Annotated in this window: 12 protein-coding genes; 4 read left to right on the top strand and 8 right to left on the bottom strand. The window is 69.3% G+C overall.

Going from position 1 to position 18,859, the window contains the following annotated elements; genetic code table 11:
* Window positions 1-252: 252 nt before the first annotated feature.
* The 3 genes from I5071_RS43450 to I5071_RS43440 all read right to left on the bottom strand — a co-directional run bounded on the left by I5071_RS43450 (window position 253) and on the right by I5071_RS43440 (window position 10,256).
* A complete protein-coding gene (locus I5071_RS43450) occupies window positions 253-6,582 on the bottom strand; it encodes an RHS repeat-associated core domain-containing protein (protein ID WP_236519300.1) in 6,330 nt (2,109 codons plus the stop codon).
* Window positions 6,583-6,808: 226 nt separating this feature from the next.
* Window positions 6,809-8,536 (bottom strand): ABC1 kinase family protein, encoded by a 1,728-nt coding sequence (locus tag I5071_RS43445; RefSeq protein WP_236519299.1) that lies wholly within the window; start codon window positions 8,534-8,536, stop codon window positions 6,809-6,811.
* Window positions 8,537-8,576: 40 nt separating this feature from the next.
* On the bottom strand, window positions 8,577-10,256 hold the full coding sequence (locus tag I5071_RS43440) for a serine/threonine protein kinase (RefSeq protein ID WP_236519298.1): 1,680 nt from the start codon (window positions 10,254-10,256) through the stop codon (window positions 8,577-8,579).
* Window positions 10,257-10,364: 108 nt separating this feature from the next.
* Between I5071_RS43440 and I5071_RS43435 the strand changes: the two genes are divergently transcribed.
* Window positions 10,365-11,132 (top strand): tetratricopeptide repeat protein, encoded by a 768-nt coding sequence (locus tag I5071_RS43435; RefSeq protein ID WP_236519297.1) that lies wholly within the window; start codon window positions 10,365-10,367, stop codon window positions 11,130-11,132.
* Here the strand turns inward: I5071_RS43435 and I5071_RS43430 are convergent, their stop codons facing one another.
* Entirely contained in the window at window positions 11,133-12,146 is a 1,014-nt protein-coding gene (locus I5071_RS43430; RefSeq protein WP_236519296.1) for a polysaccharide lyase, read from the bottom strand. It abuts the gene before it with no gap.
* A 65-nt stretch (window positions 12,147-12,211) separates the two neighbouring features.
* Here I5071_RS43430 and I5071_RS43425 point away from each other — a divergent pair, with 65 nt between their 5' ends.
* Complete coding sequence (locus I5071_RS43425) at window positions 12,212-12,757, top strand: hypothetical protein (RefSeq protein WP_236519295.1); 546 nt, start codon at window positions 12,212-12,214, stop codon at window positions 12,755-12,757.
* On the opposite strand, the gene I5071_RS43420 is transcribed toward I5071_RS43425, so the two are convergent.
* Window positions 12,758-13,111, bottom strand: a complete 354-nt coding sequence (locus I5071_RS43420) for a hypothetical protein (RefSeq protein WP_236519294.1) — start codon at window positions 13,109-13,111, stop codon at window positions 12,758-12,760. It lies immediately after the preceding gene.
* 32 nt (window positions 13,112-13,143) lie between these two features.
* Window positions 13,144-14,130: a tryptophan--tRNA ligase gene (gene trpS, locus I5071_RS43415; protein WP_236519293.1), complete on the bottom strand. Its 987-nt coding sequence runs from the start codon at window positions 14,128-14,130 to the stop codon at window positions 13,144-13,146.
* Between the two features lie 69 nt (window positions 14,131-14,199).
* Between trpS and I5071_RS43410 the strand changes: the two genes are divergently transcribed.
* On the top strand, window positions 14,200-14,688 hold the full coding sequence (locus I5071_RS43410; protein ID WP_236519292.1) for a VOC family protein: 489 nt from the start codon (window positions 14,200-14,202) through the stop codon (window positions 14,686-14,688).
* 51 nt (window positions 14,689-14,739) lie between these two features.
* Complete coding sequence (locus I5071_RS43405; protein WP_236519291.1) at window positions 14,740-15,876, top strand: hypothetical protein; 1,137 nt, start codon at window positions 14,740-14,742, stop codon at window positions 15,874-15,876.
* Between the two features lie 43 nt (window positions 15,877-15,919).
* Here I5071_RS43405 and I5071_RS43400 read toward each other — a convergent pair whose 3' ends face one another.
* Together I5071_RS43400 and I5071_RS43395 are read right to left on the bottom strand one after the other, a co-directional pair.
* The gene (locus I5071_RS43400) at window positions 15,920-16,447 is read right to left on the bottom strand and encodes a TfoX/Sxy family protein (RefSeq protein ID WP_236519290.1); all 528 of its coding nucleotides are present in this window, start codon (window positions 16,445-16,447) and stop codon (window positions 15,920-15,922) included.
* 173 nt (window positions 16,448-16,620) lie between these two features.
* A complete protein-coding gene (locus I5071_RS43395) occupies window positions 16,621-18,810 on the bottom strand; it encodes a tetratricopeptide repeat protein (RefSeq protein ID WP_236519289.1) in 2,190 nt (729 codons plus the stop codon).
* Window positions 18,811-18,859 lie beyond the last annotated feature (49 nt).

The following is an 18,859-nucleotide window of genomic DNA, read 5'->3' as shown; positions in this document are numbered from 1 at the left end:
CGTACCGTCGTCCGACTGGAGCGTGATCTCCGTACCGTCGGCGCGCGTTTCGCGATGGATCGCGAGTCTGTACGGACCGCCAGCGAGCGCGCCGCGGAAGTAGCTCGTGCCCCCGCAAATCACCTCGCGATGGCGCGGGTAATCGCCTCGATGGGCTGCAAGTCTCATGACGCCGTGGGTCGCGCCAAACTCAAGCACGAGCACGTGCCACGAACCATCACTAAGCAGCCGCCCTACTTCGTCGTGATTCATCTACAGCCCCAGCTCCGCAAGTGTAACGACTCTCCCATCCAGGTGGAACACGGCCTTGGATGCGTGGTGTGTCACCACCTGAAAAAACTCCCAATTCGTCACATTCCCTTGGCCCGGCCCATCAGCGCCCCAGCGGAGCAGATCCGCAGCAGTACGTCCAGGCCCCAGCATCCCGGTGAGATTAAAATCAATCCGCGATGCGCGATTCATCGCGCTCTGCAGATTCGCGGCGAGTACGCGCACATCGCCAGTGTCCGCGAATAGGTTCCAATAGGTGCTTGCGCCGATGCGGCTCGCGAACTTCTCGACGAGTCCTCCACGATTGATGCCGAGTGCCAGGCGTAGTGCACCGCCACCACCACCGCCTCCGCCGCCGGTCATCGCAACGACGCCACCTCCAAGCGCGGCACCACCCGCCACCTCGGCGTAGGCCCACTCAGTCCCAACCGTCCAACCCGTCCTCGCGGCGGCGCTCGAAAGCACGCGAGCTGCGAGGACATCGCCTACCACGGCGCCTCCGCCGGCTGAGGCGCCGAGAGCGCCGCCACCGACGACCGCCGCGCCGACCACCACACCGCCAGCATACTCATCGCTTGACGTGTCAATGGCACCACCGTCGACGTCGGTGACTTCGCGGAAGGCCCACGCGAACCCGAGCGTCATCACATCGCCAGCGCCGGCGAGAAAGTCCGCCGTTCCGCTGTTGTCAAGCCAATCCGCGAACTCGACGACGTCCTGCTCCCACGAATCGTTTCCGAACCAATCGGCTTGCGCGACGGTGGGCATCGAACCGGCGGAGTCGGCCATCGGTGCCGATCCTGCCGCGCTCGCCGGCAGCGGGCCCCACGAGCTCCCGGGCCCGATGCTCGCTCCCGCGGATCCACCGGCATCGCTGGGCCTCGATCCATCGGGACACACCGAGAAGCTGAGTCCGTCGCACCACCAGCCCGTCGAATCCCGCAAAGACGACGGGTTGTTCAGTACGTACGAATACGAGTTGAGCGACTGCGGTACCGCAGGCGTGAGCGACAGCGGATCCGTGCTGAGAAACCGGCCAGTCTGCGGATCGTACATACGGCCGCGCATGTTGATTAGGCCGGTGGCGTCGTCGGACTCGTGACCCACCCAACGATGCCGTTGGGTCGCCGACGTGCTGCCGGCGGCGTTCACGCGGCTGCCGAACGGGTCGTAGCGGAACCGCTCCACGACCGCGCCAGCACTGTCGGTGACGGCATCGAGGGTTCCCAGATGGTCGGTCAAGAGGTACGAGACGCGCTCCGTCGTTCCGGTGCGCGTGATCTGCGCGAGCTCGCGGCCACCAGCGAAGATGTGGAACACGTAGGTCGTCGTCGTCCCGCTCGTGCGCGCCTCGAACAGGTCGCCTGCGTAGACGGTGCTCGCGCTGCCCGTGCGCGCACGAACGCGATGACCGAATGAGTCGTAGTTGTAGTCCGCCTGCGTGCCGCTCGTCAGGCGAACACGGCGAGGCAGGCCGGCACTCGTGTATGTGATCTGCGTCCGGCCGCCTCCGGACGTCTGTCGTCCCGCTACGTCATACGCGTATCGCACCGAACCGCGCTGCCGAATCGCGTGCGGGCCGTAGAACCCGGTGCTTCCGTCGGGCCCGAAGTCCTGACGGACGCCTGCGTAGTGAGTGAGGTTTCCGCGGCCGTCGTACGCGTAGTTCGTCGGAGTTCCGGAATCGACACGCCACATCTCGAGTCGGTCCAGTGAATCGTATCCGAACGTCTCCATCCGCCCGCTGACCACGTCGGCACGCTGTTCGAGATTGCCGTGATCGTCGTATGTGAACCCGAGATACTGGAGGTCCTCCCAACCGGACCCGCTGGGTCGGCGCACACGGGTGGTCCTCAACAGGCCCGTCGCTGCATCGTAGGTGCGGGAGCCCGTCATCGGACCGAGCGCCTCGGACGTGGCGTGGGCCCTCGCATCGCGCGCGAGAACGTCGTAAAAGGTGGCGCCGCCCGTTCGATCCTCGCGGACGCGGTCGAGCGCACCGCTGCCGTCGTATTCGAATCGGAGGGCGAATCGCGTCGCGCGACCCGGCACCTCCGGATACGCGATGCGAAAGACTCGTCCAAAGGAGTCGTACCCGAGCTCGGTGTCGTACGTCCCGACGCCGCTCACGACCAGACGCTCTCTCGTTCGCTGTCCGGTACGAGCATCATAGTCGTACTCGGTGCACACCGCGCCATTTTCGGCGCAGGTGACACTCAATCTGCCGATTCCGTCCACCGCGTCGTCCCACACGAACGACGTCTCGCCATCGACGGAGGAGATCCGCCGCGTCTGGCGGCCCAACACGTCTCGTCGCGCCTCGATGATCTCGCCAACGGCGTTTCGTGAGTACACCGGGTCGCCGAAGCTGTCGTAGAGAGTCGTTTCGGCGCCGCTATCGGGGTCCCACAGCGTGGTTCGCCGGCCCCACGTGTCGTAGCCAGCCTTCCAGACGACGTCATCGCCCGAGTCGACCGATTCCAGAACGCCGAACGGGCCGTATCCGTACCGAGTCCGAGTGCCGTCGGGTCCCTCGTCGGCGCTCACGAGTCGCCGGGCGCGATCGTACGCGTACTCCTTAACGAACCCTCGGGGGTTCGTGATCCTGACGGAGAGGCCGTCGTACCTGTACTGAGTCAGCCGCCCTGCATGCGAGCGCGTGAGAGGGCGATCGAGCGCGTCATACGTGAGCACGATGGACTCGGCGCCTTCTCCCTCGAATGCGGGGAGCGTCACGCCCGAGAGACGGCCGCGTGAATCGTACGTCCGACTGACCACCGACCAGCGCTGGGTGGTGCCGGAATGAATCGATCGTCGTGTTCGCCGGGTGCGCCCGAACGAGTCGACATCGATGGTGGAGCGGCTGCCGTCGGCAGCTTCGACATCAACGCGTACGGCGCGGTCCGGAGATTCGAGGTAGCGCAGAAGGACTGCCCCACCTGTCGCGGGATCCTCGCGCGTCACACGTCCGAATCCATCGAAGAAGGCACGGTGCACGAGGTTGTTTGCATCCGTGACCCGCTGGAGTGCGCCGGAGGTGTGATGATGCTGGAGCGTCGTAATGCGATGGAGTGCGTCCTCCAGCTCGATCGGATACACGCCGTCGCGGTCGTACCGGACCCAACTCTCGCGATGGAGGCTTCCGTACGAACGTCCTTCCGGATCGAGGGGCTCGGCCCCCGAGGACGACGTGTACGTGATGTTACCCCTCGAATCTCGACCGTAGTAGATCTCGAGGTAGTCGGCGGCACTCGACCCGGCGCGCGAGAATCCGTAGAGCCGTCCCCGATCGTCATACTTCGGCGTGATCTCGCGCGTTCCGGAAGTTCCCGGGTCGAGCACCACGTCGGGCCAACTTCGAACGCGAACCAGCTCCGGCAGTCCGAAGATCCATTGCTCGGGGCGATTACGGCGCGGCGTTTCGATGACTTCCGTCGTGGCACCGACGATGCGGGACTCGACCCTCTCGGAGAATCCGTGCTCGTCCCACTGAGTCGTCTGCGCTCGTTCGATGATCGGTGCGACGCCGGCGATCAGGGCAGAAAACGGACGCGGGAGTGCCAACGCATCGCTCTGCACTTCGAACTCGCGCGTCTCATGCAAACGCGTCCGAACGAGATACCGCGAGTGGTCGCCGGTCAGGAAGATCACCTCCGGGTCGCGACGGTGCTCGACGACGTAGATGCGCTTCTCGGACAGGAGCGCTGCGTGCCACTCGCGAATCGGCACTCGTGCGCCGACATACGAGTATCTGCCGACCCACCGCTCACCCTCTGGCTCGGTAGAGAATGGGGTATGCAGATCGTACTGCACCTCGCTGGCGTTCGCGATACCCTCGCTCGTCCACACGAGCTCGAACCCCAACCAACCCCGCCCACGCACGTCCGTGCGCGGCTCGCTGTAGTCGTGCTGATTCTCGAGCGGAAAGGGTGCGTCGTTCGGGAGCACGGACGCGGTGACGACACTGACGTCCGGCGTCGCACACGAGATGGGGTACGAGCAGCCGACTGCCCGCCGCATGATTGCATGGGCTCTGCTGTACTCGAACGTCGTGGCCTGCGGGTGGTCGCCCGAGACTGCCTGGAGGATGTCAGGCAGCTCACGCTGCGCGATGTGGACCCGGACGGTCTCGCCGTCGATTGAGACCAAATCCGGAACCCGGTCGCCATTCGCGTCGATGACTTGAGTCGTCGCCCAGTTGCGCGGGTATCCTTGAAATCCGGGTGCGACAGGAAGGACGCGCGCATGGAAGGCAACCCGTCCTTCGTCATCCGCCGTGGCGACGTTCACGATCACGGCGGGAGGCAACGAACCGTCTTCGTTGCCTTCGTGAAGCAGCAAGAAGTCTTGCCGACCGTCCCCGTTGTAGTCGAGGACGCGGATATCTTGGGTCGTTCGGCCTCTGTAGTACTGCTCAAGATCGGGATCGCTCTCCACCTTGTTTTCGATGGGGTGGAAGCCGCGGCCGGTGTTGGCCCGAATCCCGATGTCGCCGTCCGATCGCACGGTCATCAGATCAGCGAGACCGTCCCCGTTCGCATCGAGGAAGACGTGTCCGACGCTAGGTAGCAGACCGATGTCGAGTTGTTCGAGGGTGGGCTCCGCGTCGGGTCGGACGCGCATACGCGCCAAGAATCCGCGGGTCGCGGGATGTGCGAGCAGCACTTCAGCTACGCCATCGCCATCGCTGTCGAGCACATAGCTCCTCGTCCGCATGGTCGTGAGCTCGGTGTACTGCTCGGGCATCGAAACGAAATCGACGTCGTCAACGGCGTGATACACGAACCAATCAGCATTCGCGTGCCATCGAATCCTCTGCTGCACACCGGCGAGCGGGTGGCTGATCACGCCGCCGTCTCTGTGGACCTCCTCGTGCGTCAGGCACGACGCGAGAAAATCCGACGCACCATTCCCATCGAAGTCGCCCACGAGCGCCGGGTAGGGCGGCTCGTAATGATGATCGTCCTCGCAGCCATCGAAGTCGCTCCCGATCTCCCAATAGCCATCATCGTCTTCACCCCACTCGAACACATCGGTTCGCCAGAGATGCGCGTCGCCATCCCACCTGCGGAAGATGAGCTCATCATCGCCGTCCCGATCGAAGTCGATCGGACGCACATCACTCATTCCGACGGAAACCGGTGTCTCGGGAAGACGTGCATCAATCTCCGGGCCGTACTGGCCGCTCCAACGGCCGAGGCGAACGTACCAGTGCGTCCGGACATGGTCGCTCGTCTCCTCCCAATAGAGAATGTCGGTCACACCATCACCGTTCACATCGGTCGGAACGATGGCTGCGGGAGCGGGGGTCACCACGATGCGGTTGAACCACTCCTCCCACCAACCGGAGGGGGCGGCCATGACCGACGAGCTCTTGAGCTCGTCCTGCTGATCCTCGCCGCTATATCGGAACGAGACTGGGTCGAGACAGACGCCGAGGTGATCGCACTCTCGAACATCGGTCAGGAGCCATCGGTCGGTCGCCTCGCTGAAGCGGCCGCCGAGCTGGTACTCCCGGAGGGTGCGTTCGGGCCCTATCCCTGTGCGCGTCGCGATCGTGGCGAGGTGAGCGGTGCGGCGGAACTCGACTCCGTGCTGGTAGCCGATCTCGATCGGCTTCCCGTCATTCGTCTCCCAGACGAAGTCGATCTCGCCGACGCGGTCCGGCCATTCGCCGGTCCTCGGCAGCGCGTCCTGTTCCGACACGAAGCCGCCGTAGCGAATCGACTCGATTCGAGGCTCGCCGACCGGGTCATCTGGACCGCCCGGGGCGGTCCAGTCGTACTCGATGACGTTACCGGAGGCGTCACGTTCTTCCGCGATCAGCCACTGAAAGGTCCGGCGTTCGGCGACGACCGACTCGCCATCGCGGGTAAGCTCGCGAGCCTCCGGGTGGAATGAAGCGCCCGGTCCGCCGAAGATGCGGCGCCCGCCATTCGGCAAATGGACGACGAAGTACGAGTCCGGATCGTGAAGTTCGCCGTGGAGCTTCGCGCGCTCGAGCCCTGACTCGAGCATGTATTCCCCGGACATCGGAATCAGGCGCTGGCCGTCGAGACAGAGCGCGTCGTCGTCGTCGAACTGCACGCCTCCAGTCTGTCCGTCCCGAGCAAGATTGTACGGACAGCGGGTGATCGCGGAGACGCCCACAATCGACCAGCCGACGCCGACAGCGCTCGAGCCGGCGCGGCTGTTGTAGCTCAGCGCGATGCTCGGCTGAAATCCCGCGGGGCCTGCAGGCGCCGCGATCGGGATCGTGTACGTCGACGCACCGTCAGGTGTGACGCCCGGAACGCCCTGCGTGATTCCCACCGCGGAGCTCTGCCAAAGAGCGTCACTCTCGGGCGCTGGGTCGAGCGCGAACTCGACTCTCTCGACATCGCCTCGGTCCTCAACGCAAGAGACGACTGTGCCTGTGAGGATCGCTATTGCTGCAAACCAGCGCCGATGCTGACGAGCTGTCTTCATACGAGTGAGGTTCGCATACGCCTCGCGCGACGGCTCGTCAAGCACGCTCGCACGAGCGACCGTTCGAGCCTCATCCGCGCCGGAAGAACCGCAATAGAGGCGTCACGCGCAGGTTGATCCCGCGCCCCAGCCAGTGCCACCACCACGTCACGAACCAACCTGCGACAGCGGCGGTGAACGCGACGAAGAAGAGCGTGATCTTCGCGTAGTCGAAGAAGTGCTCGGCGCGGTCGGGCACCATGATCGCCGCGCAGATCGACATCGATGCACTGAAGACCGCGACTGCCACTCTCGTCGCGCTGTCGTGCAGTCGATCGGGCAGCGCATCGAGCTTCGGCATGATGGGCCGCACCTGCACGTTGCCGGTCTCCATGTCGTGCAGGATCTGATCGACGTGCGTCGGCACCGTGCGCAGCAGTGACGCCATGCCGGTCGCGCCGCCCAGCGCTTGTTGCACCACTTTGTCGGGCGCCCAGCGCTCGCCGAAGATCTTCTCGACGTAAGGACGGATGATCGGAATCACGTCGACGTCGGGATCGAGCGTCCGGACCAGTCCCTCGATCGTGCCCGCGCTCTTCGCGAGCACCGAGTACTCGGTCGCCAGCTTCACGCGGTACTTGCCCGCGGCGTTCGCGAACTCCTCGATGAAGCCGCGCGTGTCGAGGTCCTTCACCGAGCGGACCATCACGTACTGCGCGCGAACGCGCGTGATCTCGCTCTTGAGCTCGCCGATGTCGATGCGCTGGGTCGGCGTGCCGATCTTCAGGAGCACGCGCGCGACGGTGCTCGCGTCGTCCATGATCGTCCCGAGCACGAGCGTGACGAGATCGTCGCGCTGCTCCGCGCTCAGCGTCCCGACCAGGCCGAGGTCGAGGAAGCACAGCGTGCCCTCGTCGTTCACCAGGATGTTCCCGGCGTGCGGATCGCCGTGGAAGAACCCGTCGACGAACACGCCCTTGCACATCGCGTGGAGGATCTGCTCGACCGCGTGCTTCGCCTCGGGGCTCTTCGGCGTCAGCGCGCGCACCGGGCGGCCCTCGAAGTACTCCATCGTGAGCACGGTGCGGCAGCTCAGCTCGGGCAGCGGCGCGGGCGCGATCACCGGGCGATCGGGATCGAGCAGCGCGCGCATGCGCACCAGGTTCGCGAGCTCCGCGCTGAAGTTGAGCTCGCGCAGCAGGCTCTTCTCGAACTCGGCGACGATCGCGCTCGGCGTCACGAGCCGCATCTCGTCGATGCTCGCCTCGAGCGCCTTCGCCGCGATGAAGAGCAGATCGAGATCGCCGCGCATCGTCGTGCCGATGCCGGGGCGCTGCACCTTCACCACGACGCGCTTTCCGTCGCGCGTGCGCGCGAGGTGCGCCTGACCGATCGACGCCGTCGCGATCGGCTCCTGATCGATCTCCGCGAAGATCTCCTCGGCAGGACGGCCGAGCCCTTCCGCGATCACGCTCTGCACGTCGGCGTAGGGGATCGGCGGCGCCTTGTCCTGCAGCTTGCTGAGCGCCTGGACGTACTCCGCGGGGAGCAGGTCCGAGCGCATCGAGAGCACCTGACCGAGCTTGATGTACGTCGGCCCGAGCGCCGCGAGCAGACGCGCGAAGCGCTCGGCGGGCGTGCCCTCGGCCTCCTTACCGCGCCGCGAGGGCGTCGCGCCGAGCAGCTGCGCCGCGAACGGGATGCGCGTGAGCACCTCGCCGAAGCCGTGCTGTGCGACGACGCCGACGACCTTGCGCAGGCGAGAGACGTCGCGGATCGCGACGCCGAGGAGAGATCCGTCGTGGGTCTGCTCGGCCATTCGGACGAACGAACCCTACTCCACCCGCGCGTCGTCCGCGTCAATCGAAGCGGAAGAAGTCGCCGCCCTGCTGGGGCTGCGGCTGCTGCTGCGCACCGGTCGGGCGCGCCGCGCCCCCGCGCGCACGCACGCCGCCGCGCGGACGCACGCGCTCCGTCTCCGCGCGCTCGAGCGTGAGCCGCACGCGCTGGTCCACGTCGGGCACGATCGACTCCGCGTGATCGCGATGGCCCTCGAGGTGGATCGCGATCTCGACCGGCGCATCGCCGCGCTCGAGCTCGAGCGCGAGCGGCGCGGTGCCGCGCGCCTGCCCCGCGACGCTCACCGTCGCGCCCGGCGGCACGGTCTCGACCTGCACGCGCACGGTGCGCGCGGTCTCGACCGTGGGCGTGGTGGTCACGCTCGGCGTTCCCGGGGGCGGCGCCGCCGCGATCGGCGCGCTCGCGTGCTGCGGCGCCGTCGCGGGCGGATCGCGATCCCATCCGAGCCCCAGCACCGCGCCGACCGCGACCGCGACGAGCAACATCGACGCGAACGCGATCGTGCGCCACGAGGGCCCGCCCTGGCCGCGCGTGACGCCGGTCTCGACCGGCGCGTTCGCGCTCGGATCGGTGTCGATCGTCGGCAGGATGCGCGCCGAGACCGCGCCCGGTGCCTTCACCTCGGCGTCGGTGTCGTCGACGTCGACGACCACGTCGATGTCGACCTCGGCGCTCGGCACGCTGGTGATCACGTCACCCGCGCGCACCCGCCGCAGCATCTCTTCCTTCTGCTGGATGCGATCGGGGAACACGTCGCGCATCAGCGCGGCGAGCTGCTCGCGACCACGCTGCTCGGGATCGAGCGTGCGTGCGAACGCGAGGAGATCGCGACGCAGCGCGTCGGCGGTCGCGTAGCGCACGTTCTTGTCGCGCGAGAGCGCCTTCGCGACGATGCGCTCGAGCGCGGGCGCGAGCGGCGGCGCGCCGAGCTCGACGAGGCGCGACGACGCGCTCGGCACCGCGTCCTCGACGATCGCCTTCCACACCAAGAGCTCGTTGGGGCGCTGGAAGAGGCGCGATCCCGTGAGCAGCTCCCACAGCAAGATGCCGAGCGAGAACACGTCGCTGCGCGCGTCGAGCTTCTCCGCGCAGCACTGCTCGGGCGACATGTACGCGAACTTTCCTTTGACCTGCCCGGTGTGCGTCTCGACCGAGCGGTCCATGAACTTCGCGATGCCGAAGTCGAGCACCTTCACCGCGCCGTCGTAGGTGAGGAACACGTTCTGCGGCGAGACGTCGCGATGCACGACGCCGAGCGGCACCGAGTCCTCCGAGCGCAGCTCGTGCGCGGCGTGAAGGCCCGCCGCCGCGTCGGCGATCACGTAGGCAGCGAGCGCGGGATCGAGCCGCGAGTCGCGCGCCGCGATGCGACGCATGAGCCCGCCGACGCTCTCGCCCGCGAGGTACTCCATCACCATGAAGAGCTCGCGCCCTTCCTGGCCGAGCTCGCTCACGTCGACGACGTTCGGATGACGGATGCGCGCGACGATCCGCGCCTCGTCGAGGAACATGTCGCGGAACTCGCTCTGTCGCGCGAGGTGCGGAAGCACCCGCTTGACCACCACCGCGCGCTCGAACCCACCCGGCCCGATGAGCTTCGCGAGGAGGATCTCGGCCATTCCTCCGCTCGCGAGGAACCCGAGGATCCGGTAGCGTCCGATCCGTTCGGGAAGGCTCAACGAATGCGCTCCTCGAGAACTCCGCTTTCGGACCGGGCAGTGGCTGCGAACGAGAACGACATCGGCATGCCGATTACGGGCGTCGCGGACCGGGGAGTCTCGCACATCGTGACCACCGTCGCGACGATGGCGCTGGCGCTCATCATCACACTCTGTGCGCTTCCGGCGTGCGCGCAGCAGGGGGACGCGGCCGCGCGAACACGCGCGCTCGAGCTATTCCGCGAGAGCGCGGAGCTGTATCGACAGGGTCGATTCGCGGACGCGGCGGATCGCCTGCGCGAGGCCCGCGAGCTGCACTCCGAGCCGCTGCTCTCCTACAACCTCGCACGTGCGCTCGAGGGCGCCGGCGATCTCGAGGGCGCGCTCGAGGCCTATCGCGACTACCTCGAGGAAGCGCCCGACGCCGACGACGCGCCCGCGGTGCGCGCACGGCTCGAGTCGCTCGAGCGACACGTCGCCGAGGTGCGCGCGCTCGAGGAAGAGCGTGAGCGACTGCGCCGCGAAGATCGCGAGACGCCCGATCCGACACCGCCGTCGACGCCGCCGTCACGCGGGCCCGACGTCGTGCCGTGGGTGATCGCGGGCAGCGGCGCGGCCGTGTTGATCGGCGGCGCGGTCGTGGGTGGCCTCGCGCTCGCGCGCAACAACGACGCGATGCGCGCCCCGACCCACGCGGCCGCGGTCGAGGCGAGCCAGGACGCCGACTCGCTCGCGATCGCCGCGAACGTGCTGCTGATCACCGGCGGGCTCGCCGCGCTCGTCGGGACGATCTGGGGCTCGATCGATCTCGTCTCGAACGCGGGCGAAGAGCAGGAAGGCGCGCGGGTCAGCCTTCGGATCGGCCCGGGATCGCTGGCGATCGACGGTGCGTTCTGATCACTCGCAGGGCACGCGGGTGCGCGAGAGGACGACCTCGTCGATGTAGAGCGTCGCCGGTCCCTGCGTCGCGGGATCCGAGTACTCGATGCCCGCGGTGATCACGCCGAAGCCGCCGTTGGGCCGGGTGTCCAGGTTGGTGCGCGGCCCGAGGCCGACGTCGTTCACGAAGAGCTCCACCGAGCCGCCGGTGTCCGCGATCGTCGTGTGGAGCTGCAGGCAGACCCAGCGGTCACGCGGGATGTTGATCCCGGTGGCGTCGTAGTACTCCGCCGGCCCGACCCACGTCGCCGCGCGCGCCGAGCCCGTCACGCCGTAGGTCTGGATCGCGAGCCCCGACGAGCCGTCGGGCGCGCCGACGTAGAGCAGGCTGATCGCGTCCACCGCGAGCGCGCTCGGGAGGTACACGAGCCCGCGCAGCCAGAGGTCACCGCTGGTGATCGGCGTGAACGTCGCGGTCATGGCGGCGCGCCCACCGAGCGCGGTGGTCGTCCCGCGGAGCGCCCGATTGCCGAAGAACGGCGCGGGCGACGTGACGGTCGTGACGTTGCCGTTCTCCAGGAGGTCGGCCTGCCAGTTGATGCGCCCCGCCGGATAGCTCCACTCGAAGCCGTCACAGAAGAGCGCGCCCGCGTGGAGATCGTCGCAGTGCGTGAGGTCGGGGCCACCGTCGGGCGGGCCCGAGTCCGGCGGGCCGGAGTCGGGCGAGCCCGAGTCGGGCGAACCAGCGTCCCGCCCACCGTCGAACGAGCCGGCGTCGAGCTCCACGATGCCGGCGTCTTCGCGGCCCGCGTCCTCACCGCCGGCGTCGACCGGCGTCGGCGCGTCCATCGACGCATCCCTCGGGGCTCCGGCGTCGATCTGCGGGCGCTCGCCGCGCTCGCAGATCCCGGCGACGCACACCCAGCCCTCGGCGCATGGGCACGCTCGCCCCTCGAGGTCGACCGGCGGCAGCACGCATCCCGCCATCGCCAGCGCCGTCCCCGCGATCCACGTCATCGCCAGCGCGCGCACCGGGCACAGCATAGCCGATCGCCGGTTTCTTGGTGGCGCTCGCGCGCACCGATAGCGTCGGCGGCATGAAGCGCCTCGCCTTGCTGCTCCCGATCGCCGCGCTCTCGGGCTGCATGATGATCGACTCGATCTCGCCCGAGGTACGGCTCGGCGATCAGGTGCACGCGCTCAACGACGAGGTGCGCTGGGGCCGCGTCGACCTCGCGGCGCAGCGCGTCGCGCCGAGCCATCGCGCGGCGTTCGTCGCGAGCCATCGCGCGTGGGGATCCGAGGTGCACGTCGCCGACGCCGACGTGACGAACATGGACCTCGGGCTCGAGGGCGGGCGCGCCGCGTCGTACGTGAATTACTCGTGGATCGACGAGCACACGATGGAGCTGCGCGCGACCACGGTGCGTCAGATCTGGCGCGGCGAGAACGAAGGCTTCGTGCTCGTCTCGGAGGAGATCCTGAGCGGCGACGAGGCGCTCCTGCCCGGCGTGCCGCGCGCCGAGGCAGCCGAGGGCGCGGTGAGCGACGAGGGCGCGATCACGTCCGGCGACGAAGAAGCGAGCGAGCCGGTCGCGCAGGCCTCGTCGACGCGCCCCGTCGACGCCCAGGGCATGCGCTGATCACGGCTCGGGCCCGTCGGGGTCCTTCGGCTCCTTCGTCAGCTCGAGCAGCGCGATCTTCCCGACCGCGACCAGGCTCACCGCGACCGACGCGGCCCACACGAAGTCGCGCGACCCCGAGAACGTCGCGACGCCGAGCAGCAGCACGACCGCCGCTTCGATCGTCACGAAGGGCAGCGCGTCGAGCACTCCGCCGCGTGTGCCCACGCCGAACACGGCGATGATGCACACGAAGGGGATCGAGAGGTCGGGATCCGCCCCCCAGCCGGTCGCGCTCGCGAGGCACACGAGCGCGATGACCGCCAACATCGCGACGCGGATGACGCGGTTCCAGCGGCGCGGGCGCGTCGTCATGCGCGCGCCAGCCTATCACCACTCGCCCGCGATCAGAGGGGACGATCGATCCCCACCGCAGCACGCACGCGCGCGACGGTGCGACGCGCGATCGTTCGTGCGCGCTCCGCGCCTTCCTCGAGCGTCCGATCGAGCGCGGCCTCGTCGCCACGCAGCGCCTCGAAGCGCTCGCGGAAGGGCCCGAGCTCGCGCTCGAGCGCCTCGTAGAGATCCTGCTTCGCGTGGCCCCAGCCGTACCCGCCGGCGCGCAGCTTCGACGCGAGCGTCTCGACCTCGTCGTTCGTCGCGACGAGCTCGTAGAGCTGGAACACCGTCGCGCTCTCGGGATCCTTCGGCTCCTCGAGCGTCTCGCTGCCGGTGACGAACTTCATCACGCCCTTGCGCAGCTCCTTGGCCGACGCGAAGACCGGGATGCCGTTGCCGCGGCTCTTGCTCATCTTGTGGCCGTCGAAGCCGGGCACGAGCGGGGCCTCGGTGATCAGCGCCTCGGGCACCACGACCGTGCCCTCGCCGTAGTGGTGGTTGAGCCGCTGCGCCATGTCGCGCGCGAGCTCGAGGTGCTGCTTCTGGTCCTGTCCGATCGGCACGACCTGCGCGCCGAAGAGCAGGATGTCGGCGGCCATCAGCACCGGGTAGTAGAAGACTCCGGCGTTGGGCACGTCGCCCTTGGCGAGCGCGTCCTTGTACGCGTGGCCGCGCTCGAGCTGGCCCGTCGCGACGACGCACGAGAGCACCCACGCGAGCTCGAACACCTCGGGCACCGACGACTGGCGGTAGACGATCGTCTTCTTCGGATCGAGGCCGCACGCGAGCCACGTCGCGGTCACGTCGTAGACCGCCTGCTGCAGCGCCTTCGGGTCACGCACCGAGGTGAGCGCGTGGTAGTCGGCGATGAAGTACATGCCGTCGTACGACTCGGTCATTCGCAGGGCGGGACGGATCGCGCCGAGGTAGTTGCCGATGTGCGGGACGTGCGTGGGCTTGATGCCGGTGAGCGAGATCTTGCGCTGCGGGTCCATCGCGATTCGCGCGCACGATGGCGCGGGCGGTGGAGGCCTGCAACGACCCGGGTGTATACCTCCGCGGTCATGACGACCGAGACGCGTCCCTTCCGCGTGCTGGGCATCCAACAGATCGCGATCGGCGGGCCCGACAAGGGCGCGCTGCGATCGCTCTGGGTCGACCTGCTCGGCCTGACACCGGTGAAGACGTTCACCAGCGAGCGCGAGAACGTCGACGAGGACGTGTGCATGGCGGGCATCGGGCTCTTCGCGGTCGAGGTCGACCTGATGCAGCCGCTCGACATCGAGAAGAAGCCGAAGGTGCACGAGCCGCCGCTCAACCACGTCGGGCTCTGGGTGGACGACCTGCGCGCCGCGGTGACGTGGCTCGAGGCGCAGGGGCTGCGTTTCGCGCCCGGCGGCATCCGCAAGGGCGCGTCGGGACACGACGTGTGCTTCGTGCATCCGCGCGGCGATACGGCCCATCCGCGCTCGGGTGAGGGCGTGCTGATCGAGCTGGTGCAGGCACCGCCCGAGGTCGTCCGCGCGTTCGACGCGATGGCGGCGGCGCGTTAGTTGCTGGCAGCTCGGGCTTCGAGCGAAATCGCTTCCAGAACCGGAGAGAGCGTGAAACCAGGTTCTCGCCTCGCGTCCCTCGCGCTGTTCACGGTGACGCTCCTCGCGTGGTCTTCCGTCGCGCGCGCCGATCGCGTCGTGCTCTATCCGGTCGGTGGTCGCGCCGACGAGGATCGGCTCGAGGAGATCGAGGATCGCATCGGCGACGTGATCCGGGCGCTCGGTCACGAGGTGATCACCCCGCCCGGCGGGCTGCGCGACGGGACGCGCCCTTCGACCGCAGCGGAGCTCGGTGGGATCGCGACCGCATCGGGCGCGACCTACGTCGTCGTCGCCGAGGTCGAGCCGCTGCGCGGTCAGTACCGGCTCCACCTCGTGGTCGGGTACCAGCCCACCCAGCGCGTCGAAGAGCTCGTGGTGACGGTCCTCGCGAGCGAAGAAGAGGCGCGCCTGCGCGACGTGCTCGGCGCGATGCTGCGGCCCGAGGGGCTGGGCGAGGACGCGGTGCGGCTGACCGGGGGCATCGTCGATCCCGAGGCCGAGGCCGCGGAGCGACGTCGCCGCGAAGAAGAAGCACGCGCGGCGGCAGACGCCGAAGAGGCGGAGCGACGCGCGCGCGAGGAAGAGGAAGCACGGCGCGCCGAGGAAGAGCGCCAGCGTGCCGCGGACGAGGCTGCGCGCGCCGAGGAAGAGCGCGCGGCGCGCGAGCGCGAGGCGTGGGACGCGCGGCTCTGGTACGGCCGCGACGGCGAGTGGCTCGTGTTGGTCGGCGGAGGCGGCGGGTACCTCGCTGCGTTCGGCGGCGATCGCGGGGGCGGCGGGATCGGGACGATCCAGGCGCGGCTCGGTCGCTTCTTCCCGGGCACCGACGGGCTCGAGCTGCGTGGTGGCCTCGACGTGGTGCTCGGTGCGGTCGGCGCGATCGACATCGTGCTCGGCGCGAGCTGGCAGTTCTCGCCGTTCGTCGAGCCGATCCGGATCGGGCCGCTCCTCGAGATCGGCGCGAGCTTCACGTTCACGGGCGCGCAGGACGCGGGCTTCCTGGCGCGCGTGGGCGCGGTCGCGAGCTGGGCCCCGGTGCGTCAGCTCCAGATCGAGGCGACGCTCCCCGAGCTCGGCGTGATCACCAACGGACCGGGCGCGTTCGTGGTCGGCGCGTCGGCGCGCGTGGGGTATCGCTTCGACTGAGCCGAGCGCCCCTCACAGCGCTCCGCTCGCGGACGCGATCGCCCTAACCCTTCTTCTTCGCGCTCTTCTTCGCGCGCACCGGCGCGGCCGCGGTCTTCGTGCCCGGCTTCTCGACGCGATGGGCGCGGGTGGCGCCGTCGTGCAGCGTCGCGATCGCGGACTCGTCCTTCTTCTTCGTCTTCGTCGCGCGCACCTTCGCGGGGGCGCGCTCGCCCATCGAGGGCACCTCGTCCTCGGCGTGCATCCGCAGCACCTGCTCGTAGGCACGACGCACCCACGGGCGCAGCTTCGTCATGTCGTCGTGCCACGGCTCGGGCACCAGCACCCAGCCCCGCATCGGGCTCTTGTGGGGCGCCCACGCGCTCGCGCCCTCGGTGCCCATCAGCGACGCGAACGACACCTCGTCGGGCAGCTTCACGCCGATGCGCAGCTCGCGCTTCCACGCGAGCGCGAAGATCGAGTCGCCCACGAAGAGCCCGAACGACCCGAACGCCTTGCGCACCGACACGTCCGCGAGGTCGCGCGTCGCGTCCTCGAGCGTCGCCTTGAGATCCTCGAGCGTCACCGCCATCCGAGCGAGCCTATCGAGGCCACGCCCCGCACGCGAGTTACCGCTCGAGAGCCGGCGACCGACCACGGGCAAGCGGGGATGGGGCCCCGCGCGCAGTGTTCAGGGCGGGGGGACCCGATCCGGCTCCGCCGGTCGGGGGGAGGGGTCTTCCAAGACCCCTCCCGACAACGCAGTTACCGTGCGCGGCTCTCGCCCTCCATCGCCCGCTCGCTCGTGCCGAGGCTCGCCAGGAGCTCCTGCGCCATCGCGTACTCGAAGTAGCCGACCATGCCGGTCTCCATCGCCGCGCGGAACTGCTCGCGCGCCCCCGCGGTGTCGCCCTGCGCGAGCTTGCGCGTGCCCGCGTAGAAGTGCGCCTCGCAGCGCTGACCCGGGTTCTGCGCCGCCTGGATCAGCTGGTCGTAGTCGAGCGTGCCCGCCGCGAACGCCGCGAGCCGACCGTGCCACCCCGGCTCCTCCGATTCGCCGCTCAGCGTGCGCACCACGTCGTCGGAGAGCGGCTGCGACGCGCGCCCCGCGACGGTCTGCACCCAGAGCGCGTAGTACACGCGCCACTCGTGCTCGAGCGCGAGCCCGGTCGTCGCGCGACGGAACACTTCCTCCGCGAGCTCCGGCGCCGGCTCGGTGACCACGAGGTGCGCGAGGATCTCGGTGTACGGCTCGCGCCAGCTCGGCGCGGTCTCGAGCGCCGCGCGGAACTCGTCGCCCGCGCGCTCGCCCTGCCCCACCCGACGCTGCAGCACGCCGAGCCGCACGCGCGTCAGCGCCTGGCGCTCCTCGTCGCCCTGGCCCGCGAGCGGCGTCATCAGCTCGAGCGCCTGCGAGTACGCGCGCTGCGCCTCGTCCGCGCGCCCGCTCGCGCGCAGCGCGTCGCCGAGGTGCTCGAGCAGCATCGCGCGCTGCAGCATCGCCTCCGGGCCCTGCTGCGCGAGCCGATCGAGCGCTTCCTGGTAGAGCGCCACCGCGCCCGCCGCGTCGCCGGTGCGCGCGCGCAGCGTCGCGAGCTCGAGCAGCGCCTCGCGCGTGCGCTGCGCCTCGAGGCTCCGCTCGAAGTGCCGCGCCGCTTCGTTCACCTGACCGGCCTGCAGCTCCGCGCGACCGAGGTGGTAGTGCAGCGCCGCGCGCGACACCGTCGCCTGCTCCGTCGGCCAGCGCGCCTCGCGCTGCGCGAGGATCTCCTCGGCGTGGCGGCCGATCGTGCGCACCCGACCGATGTCGCTCTCGTCCGCCGAGAAGAGCCCGGCCTCGATCATCTGCGCGAGCCGGCCGAGCGCCTCGTCGTAGACCTCGCGCTCCGCCGGCGCGAGACGGATCGCGTCCGCGTACCACGCCGTCGCGTCCGAGGGCTGACCCAGCTCCACGTGCAGCCGCGCGAGGCAGAGCGGGAAGCGCGCGTCCTGCGGGTGCAGTCGATGCCCCACCCGGCACAGCGCGAGCGACACGTCGGGGCGCGCGCGCTCGAACCCGCCGGCGAGCTCGCCGAGCGCCTCCGCGCCGTCCTCGTTCGCCTGCGCCGCCTCTTCGATCAGCCGCCGCAGCCGCCACTCGATCCCGCCGCGATCGCCGAGCTCTCCGACCCGACGCGCCGCGCCCTCGAGATCGCCGACCCGCAGGTACACCGCCGCGACGTCGAGCGGGATGCGCTCCGCGAGCATCTGCGCCATGCGCAGCTCGGGCATCGTGATGCGCTCGCCCGGCTCGAAGCCCTCCTGGAGCGACTGCCCGAGCACGATGTCGCGCATCTGCACGTAGAGATCGGCGAGCCGCGCGAGCACGTCCGGCGAGGGCGAGAGGCGCGCGTGCTCCTCCCACACCGCGATCAGCTCGGGCGCGAGATCGAAGAAGTCCGGGCTCGGACGCGGCTCGCGCCCCCAGCGCGCCTCGCGCCCCCACTCCGCCACCCGCGCGGACTCCTGCGCGTGCGACGCGTCCGCGGGCTCGATGCGCGCGAGGATCAGGAGCGCCGCGAGCACGCGCGGCTCGTCACCCCGACGCGATCCGTGCTCCACGATCCACCGCGCGACCGGCGCGATCAGCTCCGAGACCCGCTGGCCCTCCACGAGATCGCGCGGCGCGAGCAGCGACGTCATCTCCGCGAAGTGCGAGACCATCGGGTCGTACTCGCCCTCGGCCACCAGCGCGTCGGTGCGCGACGCGAGGTACTCGAGCAGGCGCTGGCGCGTCTCCTCGCGCCGCTCGTCGTCGTCGGCGAGCACGAGATAGAGCCGACGCGCGTCCGCGTAGGTCTCGTCATCCACGCGTACATCGAGCGCGGTCCGCGAGCCGGGCCCCGAAGGGCCACCACACGCGTGGAGGAGCGCGGTCACCGCGAGCGCGCATGCGATCGTGACTGTCTGCTTCATGCGGATCGCGGGCAGTCTATCCCGCGCGTCCGAGCACGGCACTGCGATG

It is taken from the genome of Sandaracinus amylolyticus (assembly GCF_021631985.1).
GTDB lineage: Bacteria > Myxococcota_A > Polyangia > Polyangiales > Sandaracinaceae > Sandaracinus > Sandaracinus amylolyticus_A.
This window is presented reverse-complemented; position numbering and strand designations above follow the sequence as displayed.